12 protein-coding genes are annotated in these 17,462 nt (G+C 70.6%); 6 read left to right on the top strand and 6 right to left on the bottom strand.

The features are described from left to right. Window positions 1-2: 2 nt before the first annotated feature. Window positions 3-1,883 (bottom strand): adenylate/guanylate cyclase domain-containing protein, encoded by a 1,881-nt coding sequence (locus tag WMF29_RS40670; protein ID WP_272102411.1) that lies wholly within the window; start codon window positions 1,881-1,883, stop codon window positions 3-5. A 236-nt stretch (window positions 1,884-2,119) separates the two neighbouring features. Between WMF29_RS40670 and glpK the strand changes: the two genes are divergently transcribed. Beyond that, window positions 2,120-3,664 (top strand): glycerol kinase GlpK, encoded by a 1,545-nt coding sequence (glpK, locus tag WMF29_RS40675; protein WP_437325461.1) that lies wholly within the window; start codon window positions 2,120-2,122, stop codon window positions 3,662-3,664. Window positions 3,665-3,940: 276 nt separating this feature from the next. Further along, window positions 3,941-4,732 (top strand): UPF0158 family protein, encoded by a 792-nt coding sequence (locus WMF29_RS40680; RefSeq protein ID WP_272102409.1) that lies wholly within the window; start codon window positions 3,941-3,943, stop codon window positions 4,730-4,732. A 96-nt stretch (window positions 4,733-4,828) separates the two neighbouring features. On the opposite strand, the gene WMF29_RS40685 is transcribed toward WMF29_RS40680, so the two are convergent. Both WMF29_RS40685 and WMF29_RS40690 read right to left on the bottom strand, forming a co-directional pair. After that, window positions 4,829-6,100 (bottom strand): carbohydrate porin, encoded by a 1,272-nt coding sequence (locus tag WMF29_RS40685; RefSeq protein ID WP_437325462.1) that lies wholly within the window; start codon window positions 6,098-6,100, stop codon window positions 4,829-4,831. A 1,346-nt stretch (window positions 6,101-7,446) separates the two neighbouring features. Next, window positions 7,447-8,148 (bottom strand): hypothetical protein, encoded by a 702-nt coding sequence (locus WMF29_RS40690; RefSeq protein ID WP_437325463.1) that lies wholly within the window; start codon window positions 8,146-8,148, stop codon window positions 7,447-7,449. Window positions 8,149-8,278: 130 nt separating this feature from the next. Here WMF29_RS40690 and WMF29_RS40695 point away from each other — a divergent pair, with 130 nt between their 5' ends. Next, window positions 8,279-8,767: a nitrate reductase associated protein gene (locus tag WMF29_RS40695; protein ID WP_437325464.1), complete on the top strand. Its 489-nt coding sequence runs from the start codon at window positions 8,279-8,281 to the stop codon at window positions 8,765-8,767. 37 nt (window positions 8,768-8,804) lie between these two features. Further along, complete coding sequence (locus tag WMF29_RS40700; RefSeq protein WP_437325465.1) at window positions 8,805-9,839, top strand: BMP family lipoprotein; 1,035 nt, start codon at window positions 8,805-8,807, stop codon at window positions 9,837-9,839. A 33-nt stretch (window positions 9,840-9,872) separates the two neighbouring features. Here WMF29_RS40700 and WMF29_RS40705 read toward each other — a convergent pair whose 3' ends face one another. Genes WMF29_RS40705 through folP form a run of 3 tightly spaced genes read right to left on the bottom strand, consistent with a single transcriptional unit; the run spans window position 9,873 to window position 13,055 of the window. Next, window positions 9,873-10,811 (bottom strand): CdaR family protein, encoded by a 939-nt coding sequence (locus WMF29_RS40705; RefSeq protein WP_437325466.1) that lies wholly within the window; start codon window positions 10,809-10,811, stop codon window positions 9,873-9,875. Continuing rightward, window positions 10,808-12,124 carry a diadenylate cyclase CdaA gene (cdaA, locus tag WMF29_RS40710; protein WP_437325467.1) on the bottom strand — a complete coding sequence of 439 codons (1,317 nt, stop codon included), beginning with the start codon at window positions 12,122-12,124 and terminating at the stop codon, window positions 10,808-10,810. Before cdaA ends, WMF29_RS40705 begins: the two co-directional genes overlap by 4 nt. Further along, window positions 12,117-13,055, bottom strand: a complete 939-nt coding sequence (folP, locus tag WMF29_RS40715) for a dihydropteroate synthase (RefSeq protein ID WP_437325468.1) — start codon at window positions 13,053-13,055, stop codon at window positions 12,117-12,119. The genes cdaA and folP overlap by 8 nt, the downstream gene beginning before the upstream one ends. Before the next feature lie 478 nt (window positions 13,056-13,533). Here folP and WMF29_RS40720 point away from each other — a divergent pair, with 478 nt between their 5' ends. Next, window positions 13,534-15,483: an HDIG domain-containing metalloprotein gene (locus WMF29_RS40720; protein ID WP_437325469.1), complete on the top strand. Its 1,950-nt coding sequence runs from the start codon at window positions 13,534-13,536 to the stop codon at window positions 15,481-15,483. A 65-nt stretch (window positions 15,484-15,548) separates the two neighbouring features. Continuing rightward, window positions 15,549-17,276, top strand: coding sequence for an acyl-CoA dehydrogenase family protein (locus WMF29_RS40725; protein ID WP_437325470.1), 1,728 nt, complete (start codon window positions 15,549-15,551; stop codon window positions 17,274-17,276). The last annotated feature ends 186 nt before the right edge of the window (window positions 17,277-17,462 follow it).

Genomic DNA, 17,462 nt, shown 5'->3' on the forward strand with positions numbered 1-17,462 from the left:
GGTCATTCGGGGAGCGCGTTGGTCGGCTCGGCGTGGATGAAGGCGTTCGCCGGGACCTGCGACATCGGCCGGCTCCGGATGACGTTGTAGATCGTGACCGGCTTGTCCTTGCCCTTCACCTTGGCGGGCTGGAGCTCCTCGGTCTCGAACCTTCCGCCGAGCTGCGCGTACGTGCTCTCGCTGATGACGATCTGCCCGGCCAGCGCGATGGAGCAGAGCCGCGCCGACGTGTTCGCCACGTCCCCGATCACCGTGTAGCTGAGCGCCTTCGAGCTCCCGATGTAGCCGGCGACGAGCGGGCCGGTGTGGATCCCGATGCCCACCGCGAGCGGCAGCTCGCCCTTCTCGAGCCGCTCGCGGTTGAACTCGCCGAGCACCTCGCCCATCTTCAGGGCGCACTCCACGCTGCGGACCGCATCGTCCCGGTGGGCGACCGGCGCGCCCCAGAGCGCCATGATCCCGTCGCCCATGAACTTGTCGAGCGTGCCTTCGAACTGGAAGATGGTGTCGACCATCCGCTCGAAGTACTCGTTCAGCATCTCGACGAGCTCCTCGGGCCGCTTGCTCTCGGCCATGCGCGTGAAGCCGCGGATGTCGCTGTTGAAGACGGTGCACTCCTCGACGTGCTGGCCGCCCTGCTTCACGGCGAGCTGGCCGCTCAGGACGCGCTCGGCGATGTTCGGCGAGAGCAGCCGGCGCAGCTGCTCGCGCGTGACGATCTCGTTCTCGATCTTCTTCCCGAGGATGTTGATCTCGATGAACATCGCCGCCTGATAGGCGATGGCCGTCACCAGCTCGAGGTCCTTGGGCTGGAACTGCGCGAGCGTCTCCGAGTCGAGCCAGAGCACGCCGAGCACCTCGCTGTTGTGCTGCAGCGGGGCAACGATCGCCGAGCTGATCCGGTTCAAGATCATGCTCTTGCCCTTCGACGCCGCGAAGTCCATCGCCGCGTCGTGGGTCAGAACCGCCGCCCGCTCGTGGACGACGTGGTTCAGGATCGTCGACGACACGCTGATCGGCGCCGTCGTCCCGTCGCGCCGCTGCATGGCCTGCGGGGTGAGCTCGCCGTTCTCGTTGCGCAGGAAGATCACCCCGCGGTCGGCGCGGATGAACTTGAACACGCTCGTGAGGATCTTCTCGAGCAGCTTCGTCGTGTCGCGCTCGGCGGCGATCTCGCGGGACAGCTCGTGCGACAGGCGCAGCCGCTCGTAGTCGGCGCGCAGCTGGTTCATGTCGTTGGCGATCCGATCGAACGCCAGGAACCCCTTGTCGACAGCGGCGATCTGGGTCCCGATCTGCCGGGCCTGATCGTTCACGTCGATGCGGGTGCCCTGCGCGACGAACGAGCCTCCGTGCGCCCCCGAGCGCCCTGGCAGCGGCGCCGTCCCGCCCGGCCCGGCGCCCAGCGGCGGCGGCGGCACGTACGGCTGGCGCGTCACCGGCGGCGCCGCCGGCGTACCCGGGAGCGGCGGCTGCGGCTGGCGCTGGTACTGCGGCGGCTGCGGCGGATAGCCGTGGCCCGGCGGCTGCGCCGGCGCCGCGCCCTGGTGGTTGACCACGGGCGGCCAGCCCGGGACGAGGGGCGGCGCGACCGGGGCGCCCGGATCGTCGAAGCGGCCACGCGTGGACCCCAGGGCGATCTCGTCCCCGTGCTTGAGCGGCGCTTCGCCCCGGACACGCTCGCTGTTGATGAACGTGCCGTTCAGGCTCCCCAGATCGCGCAGGACGAAGTGATCGCCCCGCTGCTCGATGATGCAGTGCTCCTTGGAGACGATCTTGTCGAGCAACTGGATGGAGTTGTTCGGGTGGCGCCCCAGCGAGTTCACGGGTCGCAGATCGATCGCCTGCTGGCCCTCGGCGGTCTGCAGGATGAGGCGGGCCATCGGTTCTGGCAGATTACCCAGCCGGGCACGGACCGACAATCTTTCCGGCCGAAGTCCAGCGTCGGCCGAGGAAAGCGGCCGTGCCGGGCCGCGCCCAATGCGCCTCGGCCCCGCTGGAAACACCTGCGCCGAGCTCGACCGCCCGGGGCGGCTGCCGTCGGCTGTCGCATGGATACCTGACCGGATGATTAGCCTGCCGGGCCCTGCATCTCATGGAGGCGTCGCCTGGAACGGCTATGCGCCCACATGCCGCCGCGTTAGTCGGCCGCATGGATTCCGCGTACCTCCTCGCGATCGACCAGGGCACCACCGGAACGACGTCTCTCCTCATGGACACGTCGGGCGCGACGCTGGGCCGCGCCACGCGCGAATTTCGCCAGCACTTCCCGGAGCCGGGCCTCGTCGAGCACGACCCGGAGGAGATCTGGCAGAGCGTTCAGGATGCCGTGGGCGAGACGCTCAGGGCGGCGGGCGTGGCCGGCAGCGCGATCAAGGCCATCGGCATCACGAACCAGCGCGAGACGACGCTCGTCTGGGAGCGCGCGACCGGGCGCCCGATCCACCGCGCGATCGTGTGGCAGGACCGCCGCACGGCGGCACGCTGCGCCGAGCTCCGCGCCGCGGGACACGAGCAGGCGGTCGAGGAGACCACCGGCCTCGTGCTCGATCCGTACTTCAGCGGCACGAAGCTCGCGTGGCTCCTGGACAACGTGCCCGGCGCGCGCGCGCGCGCCGAGCGCGGCGAGCTCTGCTTCGGCACCATCGACAGCTTCCTCGTCTGGCGGCTCTCGGGCGACGCGGCCGGCGGCTCGCCGGTGCACGCGACCGACGTCACCAACGCGTCGCGCACGCTGCTCATGAGCCTCGCGTCGCTGAGCTGGGACGACGCGATGCTCGCGATGCTCCAGATCCCGCGCCCGCTCTTGCCGCAGATCGTCGGGTCGGCGGGCCGCATCGCGGCGACTCGCGGCTTCCCGCACCTGCCCGACGGCATCCCGATCGCCGGCGTCGCGGGCGACCAGCAGGCGGCCCTCTTCGGCCAGGCCTGCTTCGCGACGGGCGACGCGAAGTGCACCTATGGCACCGGCGCGTTCGTGCTGGCCAACATCGGCGATCGCCCGCTGAGGAGCCGCTTCGGCCTGCTCACCTCCGTCGGGTGGAAGATCGGCTCCGAGGTGGTCTTTGCGCTCGAAGGAAGCGCCTTTATCGCCGGCGCGGCGGTGCAGTGGCTCCGCGACGGCCTGGGCCTCATCAAGAGCGCGGCGGAGATCGAGGCGCTCGCCCGCAGCGTGCCCTCGAGCGAGGGCGTCACGTTCGTCCCGGCGCTCTCGGGCCTCGGCGCGCCCTACTGGGATCCGGACGCTCGCGGGATCATCTCCGGCGTGACGCGCGGCACGACCGCGGCGCACCTCGCCCGCGCGACGCTCGAGGGAATCGCGCTCTCCGTGACGGATCTCGTGCGGGCCATGGCCGACGACCTGGGCCACCCGCTGCGCCGGATGCGCGTGGACGGCGGCGCCGCCGCGAACGACCTGCTCATGCAGTTCCAGGCGGACGTGGCGAACGTCGCTATCGAGCGCCCCACCGACCTGGAGACGACGGCGCGAGGCGCGGCAATGCTCGCCGGGGTCGGCGCCGGCCTCTTCCTCACAAAGGAGGACGCGGCCCGCATGTCCCGTGTGGGGCAGAGCTTCCAGGTCGCGATGAGCGAAGCGGATCGATCCGCCCACCTCCACCGCTGGGCCGACGCCATCGCCCGCACGCGCTCGAAGCGCAGCTGAGCACTCGCCGATTCCCCTGAATTTCCACGCTGTTTTCCGCTTGAACCAGGTCTTCCGAAGCTCTCTCCCGAGCCGTCGTCGCGCCGCGGCTCGGCGGCCGAACGGGCTTCCGGATCAAGGAATCAACCCTAGGTTGCGAGAGTTAGGCCCAGAAGCCCCCAACCAGCGTAGAGTGCTATGACGACGGCGCATTTCCGTTCAAACTTGGTGCACTTGAACCGAGGCGCGCGGCCAGCCCACCGCCGCCTCGCTGCTTTCGATGGAGACGAGGAGGACATGCCGACTACCGAGAATGCTTCAGCCGGCGGGACGGCCGTTCGCGACATCCCGATCGACTGGGAGGCGCTGGAGGACGCCTTCGAGAACAACGCCCCAGAGGTGCACTCGTACCTGCACCTCGGCACGGGCGACGTGCTGCGGGTGGTCGATGGCGTGGCGGATCCGCAGATGCACGCGCGCATCGCGGCGGACGCGAACTACCTCCGGATCGATCCCGTGAGCTCGCGCGAGCAGTACCGGTGGATGGAGCGCTACATCCCGATGGTGGAAGACATGGATCTCCAGGCGAAGCTCAGCCAGGCGATCGATGGCAAGGGCGCGTTCCGTCGCTTCAAGGATGTGTTGATGTCCTACGGTCCGGAGCGGGAGCGCTGGTTCGCGTTCCGCAGCGAGCGGCTGCGGATCTTCATGGAGGCGTGGCTGAGCGCTCACGCGCTGAACCCGGTCCCTCGCCCGCTCTGGGTGCCGGAGGTGCCGGCTCGCCCGGAGGCGGTCGTCCCCGCGGCCCCTGCGGTGGAGCCGCCGGCGCGCGAGCGCGAGCGTGAAGAGACGCGAGAGCCCCGCCGCGGCAAGAGCGTGGAGAGCCTGCGCAAGAACCTCCGCGACATCGCCGAGGCGCTCGGTCCGCGGGATCTCGACACGCTGACGGCGTTCGCGGAGTTCCTGAAGGCGCGCCGCGCGGCGCGCTCGTTCGCGCACCACTACCACGAGGCCCAGGGGCCGGTGGACGACGACGCCGGGCCTGCTTCGCAGGAGATCGCGAGCGAGTCGCGCAGCGATACGGCGTGAGGGCGCGCCGCCGGCGCCGCGATCGCGGCGCCGGGGCGCTGGCCTGAGGGTGGGTGGGGGAACGGAAGAGAGCGGCGGCTTCGAGGACCGAGCGGTCTAGAAGTACCAGTCGGTACGGGCACCGATGTACTGGCCGACCTTCGAGCCGACGCCCGGACCGGCGCCAACCCGCTGCAGGTAGCCGGACATCGCCGCATCCCTCGCGACATCGTTGTAGATGGCGAGCGAGTAGATGAGCTTGAAGTGCGGCCGCGCGCCGGCGCTCAGCTCGCCCGTCGGCACGAGGGTCGGGACGACCGAGACCTTGACCGCGGTGCCCAGGTCGCCGTCGCCGTCCTTCCGGCCCTGGAACGAGGCCTCGACGACGGGGTGGAAGTTCTTGTGCGCGAAGATCGTGGCGTTCGCCTGGACCGAGAAGTCCATCTGCTTCTCGAGGGCGGTGGGGGGCGCGGCGCCCTCGGCCTCGTACGCCGCCTTCGTGTAGTGGAAGGTGGCGAGGCCTTCCAGGGCGGCGGCGTCGCCGAGCCGGAAGCCGAGGTGCTCGACCGCCTCGATGGCGAAGGAGCCCGCGAAGGTGCCGTCCTCGTTCGGGGCGCCCCAGGTCTGGTACGTCTTCGCGCCGCCGGCGGCGCCGTTGGCGATGCCGGTGCCGAAGCGCACCGCCGTGTCGCTCCAGTTGCCCTGGCCGAGGCCGAGGTGGAGCTTCGCGCCGATGACGCCGCCGAAGTCCGCCGGCGCGTTGTCGGGCACCGCCCACCCCTCACCCCGCTTCGCGGCCGGCAGGACGTGGAACTCGCCGTGGACCTTGACGTGGTGCTTGGCCTCGCCGCCGAACTCCGCCTTGTAGTTGCCGGCGAAGACGGTGCGGAAGCGCTCGACGTCCACGCCGCCGTCGCCGTTCACGTCGACGTTGTAGGGGGGCGTGGTGTTGCCAAAGCCGCGATACCCGAGGATCGCGAGCTGAAGGCCGCCGTACTTGATGCCGCCGCCCTGGCCGCTGAGGTCGTCGAGGTAGAAGTAGTCGCCGATCGGCGCGTACTGCTCGCGGAAGAACTTCGCGCCGCCCCAGACGCTGAGGCCCGGGACGAGGAAGTTGCCGGCCTCGATGTACGCCTGGTTGAACTGCACCGTGATCGACTGGCCACCGTTCGAGGACGGCTGCATGAACGGCCCGCCGTACTGGTTCCAGATGGCGAAGGTCATCTCGGACTTGACGTAGAAGTCATCCGGCGTCGCGCCCTTCACCACGTGCGCGACGAACGACGGCTCGGAGTAATCGCCCTCTTCGTAGCGGCCGCCGATGCCGAACCCGAGCAGGTTCAGGGACGCGCCCTGGACGTTCTGCCCGTAGACCGGGGACCACGCCATGCCGAGGCGTGAGTACCAGTGCCACTCAAAATTCTCGCTCCCCACCGCGTGAGCCGACCGCGGCGCCGCCGTGAGGCAAAGGGCGGAGACGGAAAGCAGCCCGAGGGCTCGGACAGCGGCGCGCCGACCCGCGATTCGCTTGCTGGGGACCGACGACCTGTCTCTCATAAGTGATGTCATCGAACGACGCTCCTATCCATTCTCTGGGAGTGTGCTTGGGGTGATGGGAGGTGATTCGGCCAGATGGCCAAGCGCGGCAGAGGTAGTGGCCTGTCAAGAGAATCTAAGTTGACTCTGTAGGAAAGAGCCACCCGCTGCCACACATGCGGGGCCCGCGGGGGGCACAGTTAACAGGAACGTTCTGTTCATGTCAAAGGTCTCCGAACCGCCTTCGGCAGTTTGTCATCTTCTGCGGCGCGTTATTATTAAGTAATCGAAATCACTTGGTTAAGCAGGACCCGCCCTCTTCTTCGGGCCAGGAACGGGGGTCTGAAATGACGCGACGCACCAAAAACAGGCTCGTGCTGGCTCTCGCGCTGGCTGAAGTGTTGCCAGAAGAATTCACGGGTGCCCCCTGGTGCGTTACCGGGTGCGCGCCGCGCGCGTGACCGCGCGTGACACGGACAGGAAGGGTGCATTGGCGAGCCCCGGCCAGCTGCGCTTTCGCAGCTCGGTGGCGCCGCCGCGCCCGACGATGTGCCGCGTGTTTCGGGACCACGAACCTGGCTTTTCATGTCGACACCTGGCCGGGGCGCCGCCGGGGTGCTCGTCTCTCTCTCCTGGGTTGAACCCAGAGCGACCCCTCGCCCCGGTGAGCTTCATTGACGCTCGCCGGCGCACCGGACGCGCCGCGCCAGCGAGCCGATCCTGCGCGCGCGCGCAGGATCGGCTCGCCGAGCGCAGGCCGCGCAGCCGGATCGCCCTCGGTCGACACGATAACGCGTCGCGTCGCAACGGCGCAAGGACCTGCGCAGATCCAGAGCGGGCCAGTCTCGATTGCAGTGCAGCGCGGGTGGACATGTTCTTGTCCAGGAAGGGCGTTGCGCTGTCGCCCCGAGACATCCCAGGTGCTTCGGCGAGGCCGGGTGTGCCGGCAGCCCCCGGGCGCGGTTGCGGCGAGCGCCGCGATGCCACCGACTCGCCGCACCGAACGCTTGAGTTGAACGAGAGGCCTCCATCCTTCGCGTGGACAGCGGCATGTGAGCCCTCTTCGCGATGTCTGGTGCCGTCCATCGATATCGAGAGGTGGAATCGACCCGCGAGATGGACTTCCGCTCTCTCGCCGCTCGGTCATGCCACACCTGGCGCGCGACCGACCGGCCGCTCGCCACGTCGCGCGGCGCGGCTCAGCGAGCGGGCATGATGCTCAAGGAGACCCGGGCCCGCGCGTTCTGGTAGTACGCGTCGAGCGCCTGGGCGAGCCGCTGCCCGACATACCAGCGCTTCAGCGCCGGGGCGACCTCCTCGTAGCGTTGATCCTTGAACGGCGTGGCGCCGGAGCGCAGGACGATCTTGAGCTCGAAATCGGTGGGCTCGAGCATCGGCGCGACCATGCGGTCCAGGTACAAGCTCGCGCGCGCCTGACGGCGCAGCAGCGCGTCGAGCTCGTCGGAGCTCATCCCCTCGGCGGCCGCCGCGGCCAGGAGGCGCGCGCGGCCGCGAGCGCGCTGCTCCAGCGCGATCCGGGCGGCCTCGGCCCGCTGCGCCACCTCGGTCGAGGTCGGCGCCGGCGAGATCGGCAGGCTGGCGAGCAGCGTCTCTGCGATGTGCCTGTCGAGCGCGGCGCGGACGTGCCTGTCCCGGTAGAGCCCGGGCTCCGCGTCGGGATCCGCGAGCGCCTCGATGCGCGCCTCGAAGGCGAGCTCCCGCTCGAAGATGAACTGAGGTCGGCGCACACCGCCCGTCTCCGGCGCATGCCAGCGCACGACGACGCGGTCGAGCGGCACCGGCGCCGCCGCCGACGTCGCGGCCTGGCCATGGGCGCTCGGGGTCAACGACGCGAGCGCGAGCGACGCGAGCAGCGTCGTGAGGAGCCCGGAGCGGCGCACACCGGCAGGCTAGCGCAACGGCGCCGCGCATCCCATCCCGGGCTGCGCCGCGGCTGCTCGCGGAGCGTCGGTCAGCCGAGCGTCGGTTCGCGGAGGGTCCGCGCGCGGGCAGCGGGTATAGAATGGCGCCATGTACAGGCAGTTCGCGCTCGAGGGCGAGGTCCACGCCTCGCTCGACTGTGTGCCGCTCTCGGTGCGGCGGAAGCTGGACCTCGCCGAGATCAAGATCTCGCTCGCAGGGTGGCAGGCGCTGTCGCGCGCGGAGCGGCTCGCCCTGTGTCACCTGCCGGCCGACACGGACGAGGAGGTCGCCGTCTACGCCGAGGTGCTCCGCGGCTTCGCGGAGCGCGCCGGGGTCGCCCTCGCCCCCCTCGCGGGCGCGCCGGTGCGCCGCGCGGCCTGGGACCGGGACAGCGTCAGCGCGCGGCTGCGCGACCGGCTCGGCCCGGACGGCGCGCTCGACGAGGGCGCGCTCGGCCGCCTGGCAGAGCTGACCGAGGAGGAGCGCTACGCCATCGTCAAGCTTGCGGATCCGAAGCGCGGGCCCGAGAAGCTGCGCGCGCTGCTCGGCGAGCTCGGGCTGTCCCGGGACGCCGGCGGCGAGCGGCCGCCCGGCTGAGCAGCCGAGCGGCGCGCCGCTGTCGCCCGCTCGATCCATGCCCGCCGCGCTGCCCCTCCGCCGTGCCACCGCCGTCGTCGCGGCGCTCGCCGCCCTGTCGCTGTTCCTGCCCGCGCGCGGCGAGGCGCCCCGCGGCGAGGGCGAGCGCGCGGCGGTCCGCGTGGGCCTCGTCTTCGACGTCGGCGGGCGCGGGGACAAGAGCTTCAACGACGCCGCGGATCTCGGGCTCGCCCGCGCCGCGCGCGAGCTCGGCGTGACCACCGAGGTGCTCGAGCCGAGCGGCGCGGAGGATCGCGAAGCGGCGATGCGGCTGTTCGCGGCGCGCGGGTTCGACCTCGTGATCGGCGTCGGCTTCATCTTCTCGACCGACGTCGAGGTCGTCGCGCGCGGGTTCCCGGCCACCCGCTTCGCGTGCCTCGACTACGCGCCGCCGCCGTCCGGCGCGCTGCCGGAGAACCTCGCAGGCATCACCTTTCGCGAAGAAGAGGGGACCTTTCTGGTCGGCGCCGTCGCCGGGCTCACGACGGCGACGGGCCGCGTCGGCTTCATCGGCGGCATGGACATGCCGCTCATCCGCAAGTTCGAGGCGGGCTACCGCGCGGGCGTGCGAGAGGTCTGCCCCGCGTGCGACGTCAGCGTCGCCTACGCCGGGACCACGCCCGACGCGTTCCGCGATCCGGTGAAGGGCAAGGCGCTCGCCGTGAGCCAGGCCGCGGCGGGCGCCGATGTCCTCTTCCACGTCTCCGGAGCGACGGGTCACGGCGTGCTCGAGGCGGCGCGCGACATGGGCGTCAAGGCGATCGGCGTCGACAGGGACCAGCACGACGAGATGCCAGGGACGGTGCTCACCAGCATGATCAAGCGCGCCGACGTGGCGGTCTTCGAGGTGATCCGCGCGCTCGTGGAGGGTCGCTTCGAGGGCGGCCTCTCGTCGTTCGGCCTGGCCGAGGGCGGCGTCGGCTACGTGAGCGAAGGCCCGCACGCGGCGGGGATCCCGGGCGCGACGAAGGCGCGGGTGAGCGCGCTGTCCGCGCGGATCGCGCGGGGCGAGCTCGTGGTCCCCTCGCGCTGACGTCCGCGGCGGCGGAGCGTCAGCGCGCCGCGCTCACCACTTCACCATGACCTTCGACGGGTTGACCTCCGCGGTGACGCGCGGAACGTCGACGAGCACGTCGAGGAAGTCGCTGCCCGGCTGGCTCAGATCGAGGTTCGCCGCCTTGGGCTCCACGCGCGCCACAATGGCGTCGGCGTTGACGGCGCCCACGTCCTCCGGCGTCCCCGTGATCCGCACCTGCACGACGGCCGGCGCGACCGTCGCGCGCGGGATGCCGATCACCTCGACCTTGCGCTCGAACGTCCGCGTGGCGAGCTCGCGCCCGATCTCCAGCGTCGCCATCACGCTCTCGAAGCTGTACGTCACGAGCTTCGGCGGCCGATCGAGCGCGAGCTGCCGCTGGTAGGTGCCCTCCGTGAGGCCGCTGATGTCGAACGGCGCGGTGCGCGCGAGCTGCATCACGTCGACGACCGAGCGCGGGCCGCGGGCGCTGACCATCGGCGGCTCGACCGAGACCATCCCCTTCACGAGGAACCCCTGCGCGGCGTCCCCGGTGCGGGGCACGTGCACCGGGATGGCCCGGGTCACGACGTCGTCCCAGCCGAGCTCGATCGTCGACGGGTACATCTGCTCGACCACCAGCCCGGCCGGCACGTGGAACATCGAGGCGTCGAGATCGATGTGCGTCACCGTGCCGTTGCGGAGATCGAGCCGCAGCGTCCCGAGGCTCTCGGCGCGCAGATCGTCGAGCTGCGTCCGGGAGCCCCGCACCGTGACCGCCACCTCGTTCGGGATCTGGGTCATGAGCTGCCGGTTGCTCGACTCGGGCGGGAGGATCGAGACGACGCTGAGCATCAGCGTGCGCTGCGCGTTCTCCGCGCCGTGGATGAAGGCGTAGAGGCACAGCGCGAAGGTGATCGAGAGCAGCTTGAGGCCGAGGTTGTCGAGCAGCGCCGAGCGGAGCGCCTCGCGGATGCCGGCAAGCGTCATGGCTCATCTCGCGGGGGCATCCCCTCCGCGCTCCCCTTGGATGCGGCGGTCGCCGCCACCTGCCCGGTCGGGACGAAGGTGCGCTGTGACGGGACGGGAGAGTCGGTCGCGGCCGCCGCGGGGACGTCGACCATGGCCGGCCGGCCGCGCTCGGACGGGTGATCCGCGTCCTGCGGCGTGGCCGGCCCCCCCGAGCCCCGCGCCTCGGCCGCGGCGCGCAGGTCGGCGCTGGATCCCATCGCGGCGCGCGCCTCGGCGCCCGAGCGCATCGGCGTGGACGTCGACATCCGCGCCATCGGCCGCGCGTCGGGGTCCACGGCCGCCCTGATCATCGAGGACGTCTTCGAGACCGGCGCTGCTGCAGGCTTGGCCTCGATCGGCGCAGGCTTCGCGGCGGCGGGCTTGCCAGGCTCGTGCGCCTGCCCGGCGCCTTGCGTCGTGCCCACGGCGGGGCCGCGCGCCGCCGCCGGCGTAGGGAGGCTCGCGCGGCCGACCTGGGCGACCTTCTTGGCGAAGCGCCGCCTGCGCGACGAGCGGCCGAAGAGCCCGAGCAGCGCGTGCCGCAGCGACTGGCCGTCGAGGTTCGAGACGATGTTGCCGCTGAAGCAGAAGCTGATCGTGCCGCGCTCCTCGCTGACGACGACGACGACCGCGTCGGTCTCCTCGGTGATCCCGAGCGCGGCGCGGTGGCGGGAGCCGAGGCTGGCGTCGAGGATCTTGGTCTCCGGCATCGGGAAGAAGACGCCGGCGCGCGCGATCTTGAGATCGCGGATCAGCACCGCGCCGTCGTGCAGCTTGTTCACCGACTCGGGGACGAACAGCGAGACGAGCAGCTCTCGGGTGACGACCGAGTCGATGTGGATCCCCTCGCTCTTCACGAACTCCAGCACGTTGGCGTCCTGCTCGAAGGCGATGATCGCGCCCATGCGGTGGCGGGCGAGCTCGGTCGCGGCGGCGACCACCTCGTCGATGACGCGCGACTGCTGCTCGCGGCCGCTCGTGAACCAGTTGCTGCCGCCCACGCGGATGAGGGCGCGGCGGATGTCGTTCTGGAAGACGACGACCACGATGAGGATGATCGAGGAGAGGAGCCAGGAGAGGAGGTTGAGGAGCGTGGTCAGGCCGAAGATCTTCGCCCCGAGATAGATGAGGAAGACGATGCCGAGCCCGAGGCCCATCTGCATCGCGCGGGTCCCGCGCAGCACGAGGAGCGCGCGATAGACGACGTAGGCGACGATGAAGATGTCGAAGAAGTCCCGGATGACCTGCGTCGCCGGCCTCACCGAGAAGAGGCGGAGGAACCCTTCAACCATCGCCGCGCGCCCCCTGGGCGACGGGGCCATCCGCGCGCCGACGGTCGCCGGCGCCCGCGCGCTCGATCGCGCGCATCACGTCGAGGGCCTGGCGCACGGGGAGGACGTCGTGGACACGGACCGCCGCGGCGCCGCGCGCGACGCACGCGAGCGCGGCGGCGACGGTGCCGCCGAGGCGGTCGGGGGGCGGCGCGAGCGGCGCTTCCCCGCCGTCGCCTCGCCCCGCGGCCTCCGAGGCCGCGGCGCGCGCCAGGAACGACTTGCGGCTCGGCCCGACGAGCACGGGAAAGCCGAGGGCGCAGAGCTCGCGCAGCCTGGCGCACAGCTCGAGCGACTGCCGCGCGTTCTTGGCGAAGCCGAGGCCCGGATCGAGGACGAGCTCGCCCTCCGGCAGGCCCGCCTCGAGCGCCCGCGCGGCGGCGCTCGACCACTCGCGGGCCACGTCGGCCACGACGTCGCCGTAGGCGTCGTCGGGGTACGCGGAGAAGCCGGCCATCGCCGACATCGGTCCGCGGCTGTGCATGAGCACGAGCGACGCCCCGCGCCGAGCGCAGAGCGCGCCGAGCTCCGCCGCGCTGTCGAGCGAGATCGAGTTGACCACGGCCGCGCCGTCGTCGAGCGCGCGCGCCGCCACGGCGGGGGAGGTCGTGTCGATGGAGACCACCGCTCCCCTCCTCACCGCGTCGCGCACGCTCCCGCCGATGCGCGCGATCTGCTCGTCATCCGGCACGGGCCGCGCGCCCGGCCGCGTCGACTCCGCGCCGATGTCGATCATGTCTGCCCCCTCGGAGAGCATCGCATCGATCTGCGCGAGAGCCGTATCTTCATCCGCAAAGCGACCGCCATCGGAGAACGAGTCCGGCGTGCGGTTCAGGACCCCCATGATCACCACGCTCCTGCGGCGTTCGAGCAGCATGCGCAGCGGGGACATTTCCTGTGGGTAGCAACTTTTGCGCCGAACGGCAATTGTCTGCTCGAATCGATGTTTTCCAGGAGCAATTGGAACATCGCGAGGGTGGTCCGGCGCCTTGCGCTCCCGCCAATGTTGGGTGGGCCGACGGGCGCGCGCCGGCGTTGGACGGCGCACCGGCGTCCACATTCGCTTCGGGCGCCGGCTTCCCGGCGGCCGCCCCGCCCTCGGGCGGGGACTCGGAGCGGATCATGGGGAAGAAAGGGAACCGAGGGAACGGACGGAACGCAGAGAACCGAGGCAATCAAGCAAGGGGGCGGCGTGCCCGGGGGCCCGCGCTCCGCGCGCCGCTGACTCGGCCTTGCTTCTTTGCTAGGGTCCCGCCTACACATTGACATCGGCGGCCCCTCGCGGTCGTCCGGTGGAGGCGGGGAGACGCGCGAGCGTGCCCCGTCAACCGTTTCTCAGGCTGCACCAGCGGACGATACCGAGCGGTTCCATGCTGCGCACGCGTATCCGGGCAGGTCCCCTCGCCGGCTTCGTCTTGAGCGCCCTCTTCGCGGCGTGCTTCGCCGTGCTCGGCGTCGGCGAGCTCTTCATCCCTGCGCTCAGCCCCGAGATGGGCAAGCCTGCGCCCGTGACGCTGCGCGTCCCGTACGGTCCACGGATCGTGCGCGACACGCACGACGGGAGCTTCACGCTCTCTTACGAGCACAGGCGCGTGATCGTGCCGCGCGGCACGGTCCTCTCGGAGCACAACGAGGATCACAACGCCGCGATGGCGTACGAGACGGTGCGGCGGATGAGGCGGCCCGGGCTCGGCGCGCGCCTCGCGAGCATGTACGCCATCTACCTCATCGTCTGCCTGATGCTGACGGTCTACCTGCGTCGCTTCGGGCAGAACCGGGTGCGGCTGCTCCGCACGCAGGTGGGCATGTTCGTCCTGATGACGGGCTCGCTCATCGTCGCGAAGCTCCTCCTGCTCTTCACGGCGCTGCCCGAGTTCTGGATGCCGGTCGCGGCGCTCCCGCTCTGGGTCGCGATCGCGTTCGATCGGCGGACCGCGTTCCTCGTCGAGGTCGGGGTGGCGTTCATCGCGTCGTCGCTGCTCCGGTTCGACGTGGTGCTCCTGTCGGTGCTGCTCGTGCGCGGCATCGCCGCGACGATGTTCTTCTTCAAGCGCAAGGGCTCGCGGCAGCTGCTCGTCGCGGGCAGCCTGGCGGGCATCGCCGGCGCGATCGGGTTCATCGCGCTGACCGTGCTGTTCGAGGGGAGCTTCGATCTCGGCGCCGATCTGAAGCGCTGGCTCGGCTCCAACGTCCTGGCCTGCGTCGGCGGGGGCCTGCTCGTCGGCGTGCTCGGTCGGAGCCTGAGGGAGCCGGCCGAGCGGGCGATGGGGCACGTGCCCCGCGACAAGCTGCTCGACCTCACCGACCTGGAGCAGCCGCTGCTCAAGAAGATGGCGGCGGAGGCGCCGGGCAGCTGGGAGCACGCGCGCGCGATGGCGAACCTCGCCGAGGCCTCGGCCGCGGCGATCGGCGCCGACGCGCTGCTGACGCGCGTGGGCGCCTACTACCACGACCTCGGCAAGACCGTGCAGCCCAAGTACTTCATCGAGAACCTCCCGCACGGCGAGCGATCGCCGCACGAGGAGCTCGAGCCGGAGGTGAGCGCCGACGCGATCATGGCGCACGTCGTGATGGGCACGAAGATCCTGCGCGAGGGCAACATCCCCGAGCCGGTGGTCGAGTTCGCGTACACCCACCACGGCACGCAGGTCGTCGAGTATTTCTGGCACAAGTGCGTCGAGCACGGGAACCCGAAGGATCTGACGCAGGAGCACTTCCGCTATCCCGGCATGAAGCCGCAGACGAAGGAGACGGCCATCCTGATGCTCGTCGACTCCATCGAGGCGGCGTCGCGGACCATCTGGCCGCCCGAGCACAAGAAGTTCGAGGAGATGATCCAGCGGGTGATGTTCTCGAAGCTCGCGTCTGGCCAGCTCGATCAATCCGGGCTGACGATCGAGGACCTGCGCATCATGACGAGCCGGATGGCGTCGACGCTTGTCAACATGTACCACGGGCGCATCAAGTACCCGTGGCAGCGCGAGAGCGATCGCGCCGGGCACACGCCTGCGCCGCCGACGGTCACGCCGCACCCCACGCGCCCCGCCACGCCCACGCCCGTCCCGGCGTCCAGCGCGCCGGGTCGGGACGGGAGCGCTGCCCCGCCGCCCTCTTCGAGCGCACGGGGCGCCGCCCCGTCGCCCTCTTCGAGCGCGCGGGGCGCCGTCCCGCCGCCCCCCTCGAGCACACGGGGCGCCGTCCCGCCGCCCTCCTCGAGCACACGGGGCGCTGTCGCGCCCGTCGTCGTCGACGAGGCCGGAGGGCCCGTGAAGGACGAGAGCCCGGCGGAGTCCGTGCGGACGCCGAGGAAGACGCACTGAGCAGGCCGGGCGCGCCGCGCGCTCCCGCGGAGGCCGAGCGGCCTGCTCCAGGAAAGGACGGTCCGATGCCTCCCATGATCGAGCAGAGCTTCATGAAGGCCCTCTTCCACGGCATCATCGCCGAGGACATCATCTTCCCGTATCCCGAGATGCCGGCCGAGGACCGGGAGACGACGTCGATGATGCTCGACAGCGTGCGGAGGTTCTTCGCGTCGAGCGTCGACAGCGGCCGGATCGACCGGGAGCACGCCATCGATCCGGGCCTCCTGGCCGAGATGAAGAGGCTCGGCCTGATGGGCCTGCAGATCCCGGCCGAGCACGGCGGCGTCAACCTCAGCAACATGGCGTATGCGCGCGTGATGCAGGAGATCGGCGGGCTCGACGCGTCGATCGCCGTCACCCTCGGCGCGCACCAGTCGATCGGCTTCAAGGCGATCCAGCTCTTCGGGACGGAGGAGCAGAAGCAGCGGTATCTCCCGAAGCTCGCGACCGGCGAGTGGATGGCGGCCTTCGCCCTGACGGAGCCGGGCGCCGGCTCCGACGCCGCGGCGATCAGGACGCGCGCCGAGATATCGGCCGACGGCTCGTACTACACGCTGAACGGGTCGAAGATCTGGATCACGAACGGAGGCTTCGCCGACGTCTTCACGGTGTTCGCCCGGACCTCGGCGCTCGAGGAGGGGAACAAGCCGAAGCTCACCGCCTTCATCGTGGAGCGGAGCATGGGCGTGAAGAGCGGGCCGAACGAGCAGAAGCTCGGGATCCGCGGCTCGTCGACGACGGAGCTCTTCTTCGACGACGTGAGGGTGCCGCGCGAGAACGTGCTGGGCGAGGTCGGCAAGGGCTTCAAGGTCGCCGTCGAGGTGCTCAACAACGGGCGCCTCGGGCTCTCGGCGGGGTGCGTCGGCGGGTGCAACACGCTGATCCGGATGGCGCTCGACCGGGTCCAGGAGCGGCGCGCGTTCGGCCGGAGCATCGGCGACTTCGGGCTCATCAAGGACAAGATCGCGACGATGCTGGCGCACACGTATGCGCTCGAGTCCATCACGTACCTGACGGCGAGCCTCGTCGACGCCAAGGTCCCCGACTTCTCGATCGAGAGCGCGATCTGCAAGGTCATGGGGAGCGAGACCCTCTGGTTCGTGGTCAACGAGACGCTCCAGATCGCGGCCGGCATCGGCTACATGGAGGAGTACCCCTACGAGCGCCACCTGCGCGACGCTCGGATCAACATGATCTTCGAGGGGACGAACGAGATCCTGCGCTGTTTCATGGCGCTCTCCGGGATGAGCGGCCCGGGCAAGGCGCTCGCGGACGTCGCGAAGGCGATGCGAGAGCCCATCAAGGGCTTCGGGCTGCTCAGCGATTTCGCGCTCCGCAAGGCGCGGTCGGTGCTCGGGCGCGAGCGGATGTCGAAGGCGCACCCGCTGCTCAGCCGGGAGGCGGTGATCTTCGAGGACTGCACCGCCGAGCTCGCCACCCACAGCGAGGACATGCTCCGGAAGCACGGGCGGGAGATCGCGGAGATGCAGTATGCGCAGCGCCGCATCGCGGAGATGGCCATCGATCTCTACTGCATGGCCGCGTGCATCTCGCGCACGACCCGGGCCATCGAGCGGCGCGGGGAGGACGGCGCGCGGCGGGAGATCGATCTCACGACCGTGTTCACCGGCATGGCGCAGAAGCGGCTGCGGCAGCACGTCGCCGACTTCCAGAAGAACGACGACGAGCTGCGCAAGGCCATCGCGGTGCGAGCGTATGCGGATCGCGCCTACCCCTTCGATATCCTGTAATCGCAGGCTGCCGCACCTCGGCAGACATCGATTCACCTCAAGTCACATCGAGTCACACGTGCGCCATGCGCGTTTCGGCGCAGCACGCTCATTCCTTGTGAGCTGCGCTCTGTTTCGGGACGTTTTCGGATCACCGTCCGGACGGATTGCTCTATAGTTTGATCAGGCGTAGTATCGGGGGTGGGC

The sequence above is a fragment of the Sorangium sp. So ce381 genome, from assembly GCF_051473845.1.
Classification (GTDB): Bacteria; Myxococcota_A; Polyangia; order Polyangiales; family Polyangiaceae; genus Sorangium; species Sorangium atrum.

Coding starts and splice junctions, on each gene's coding strand:
- WMF29_RS40670 (WP_272102411.1), bottom strand. CDS start 1,883: ATGGCCCGCCTCATCCTGCAGACCGCCGAGGGCCAGCAGGCGATCGAT.
- WMF29_RS40685 (WP_437325462.1), bottom strand. CDS start 6,100: ATGGCGTGGTCCCCGGTCTACGGGCAGAACGTCCAGGGCGCGTCCCTG.
- WMF29_RS40725 (WP_437325470.1), top strand. CDS start 15,549: ATGCCTCCCATGATCGAGCAGAGCTTCATGAAGGCCCTCTTCCACGGC.
- WMF29_RS40680 (WP_272102409.1), top strand. CDS start 3,941: ATGCCGACTACCGAGAATGCTTCAGCCGGCGGGACGGCCGTTCGCGAC.
- WMF29_RS40700 (WP_437325465.1), top strand. CDS start 8,805: ATGCCCGCCGCGCTGCCCCTCCGCCGTGCCACCGCCGTCGTCGCGGCG.
- WMF29_RS40695 (WP_437325464.1), top strand. CDS start 8,279: ATGTACAGGCAGTTCGCGCTCGAGGGCGAGGTCCACGCCTCGCTCGAC.
- cdaA (WP_437325467.1), bottom strand. CDS start 12,124: ATGGTTGAAGGGTTCCTCCGCCTCTTCTCGGTGAGGCCGGCGACGCAG.
- folP (WP_437325468.1), bottom strand. CDS start 13,055: ATGTCCCCGCTGCGCATGCTGCTCGAACGCCGCAGGAGCGTGGTGATC.
- glpK (WP_437325461.1), top strand. CDS start 2,120: ATGCGCCCACATGCCGCCGCGTTAGTCGGCCGCATGGATTCCGCGTAC.
- WMF29_RS40705 (WP_437325466.1), bottom strand. CDS start 10,811: ATGACGCTTGCCGGCATCCGCGAGGCGCTCCGCTCGGCGCTGCTCGAC.
- WMF29_RS40720 (WP_437325469.1), top strand. CDS start 13,534: ATGCTGCGCACGCGTATCCGGGCAGGTCCCCTCGCCGGCTTCGTCTTG.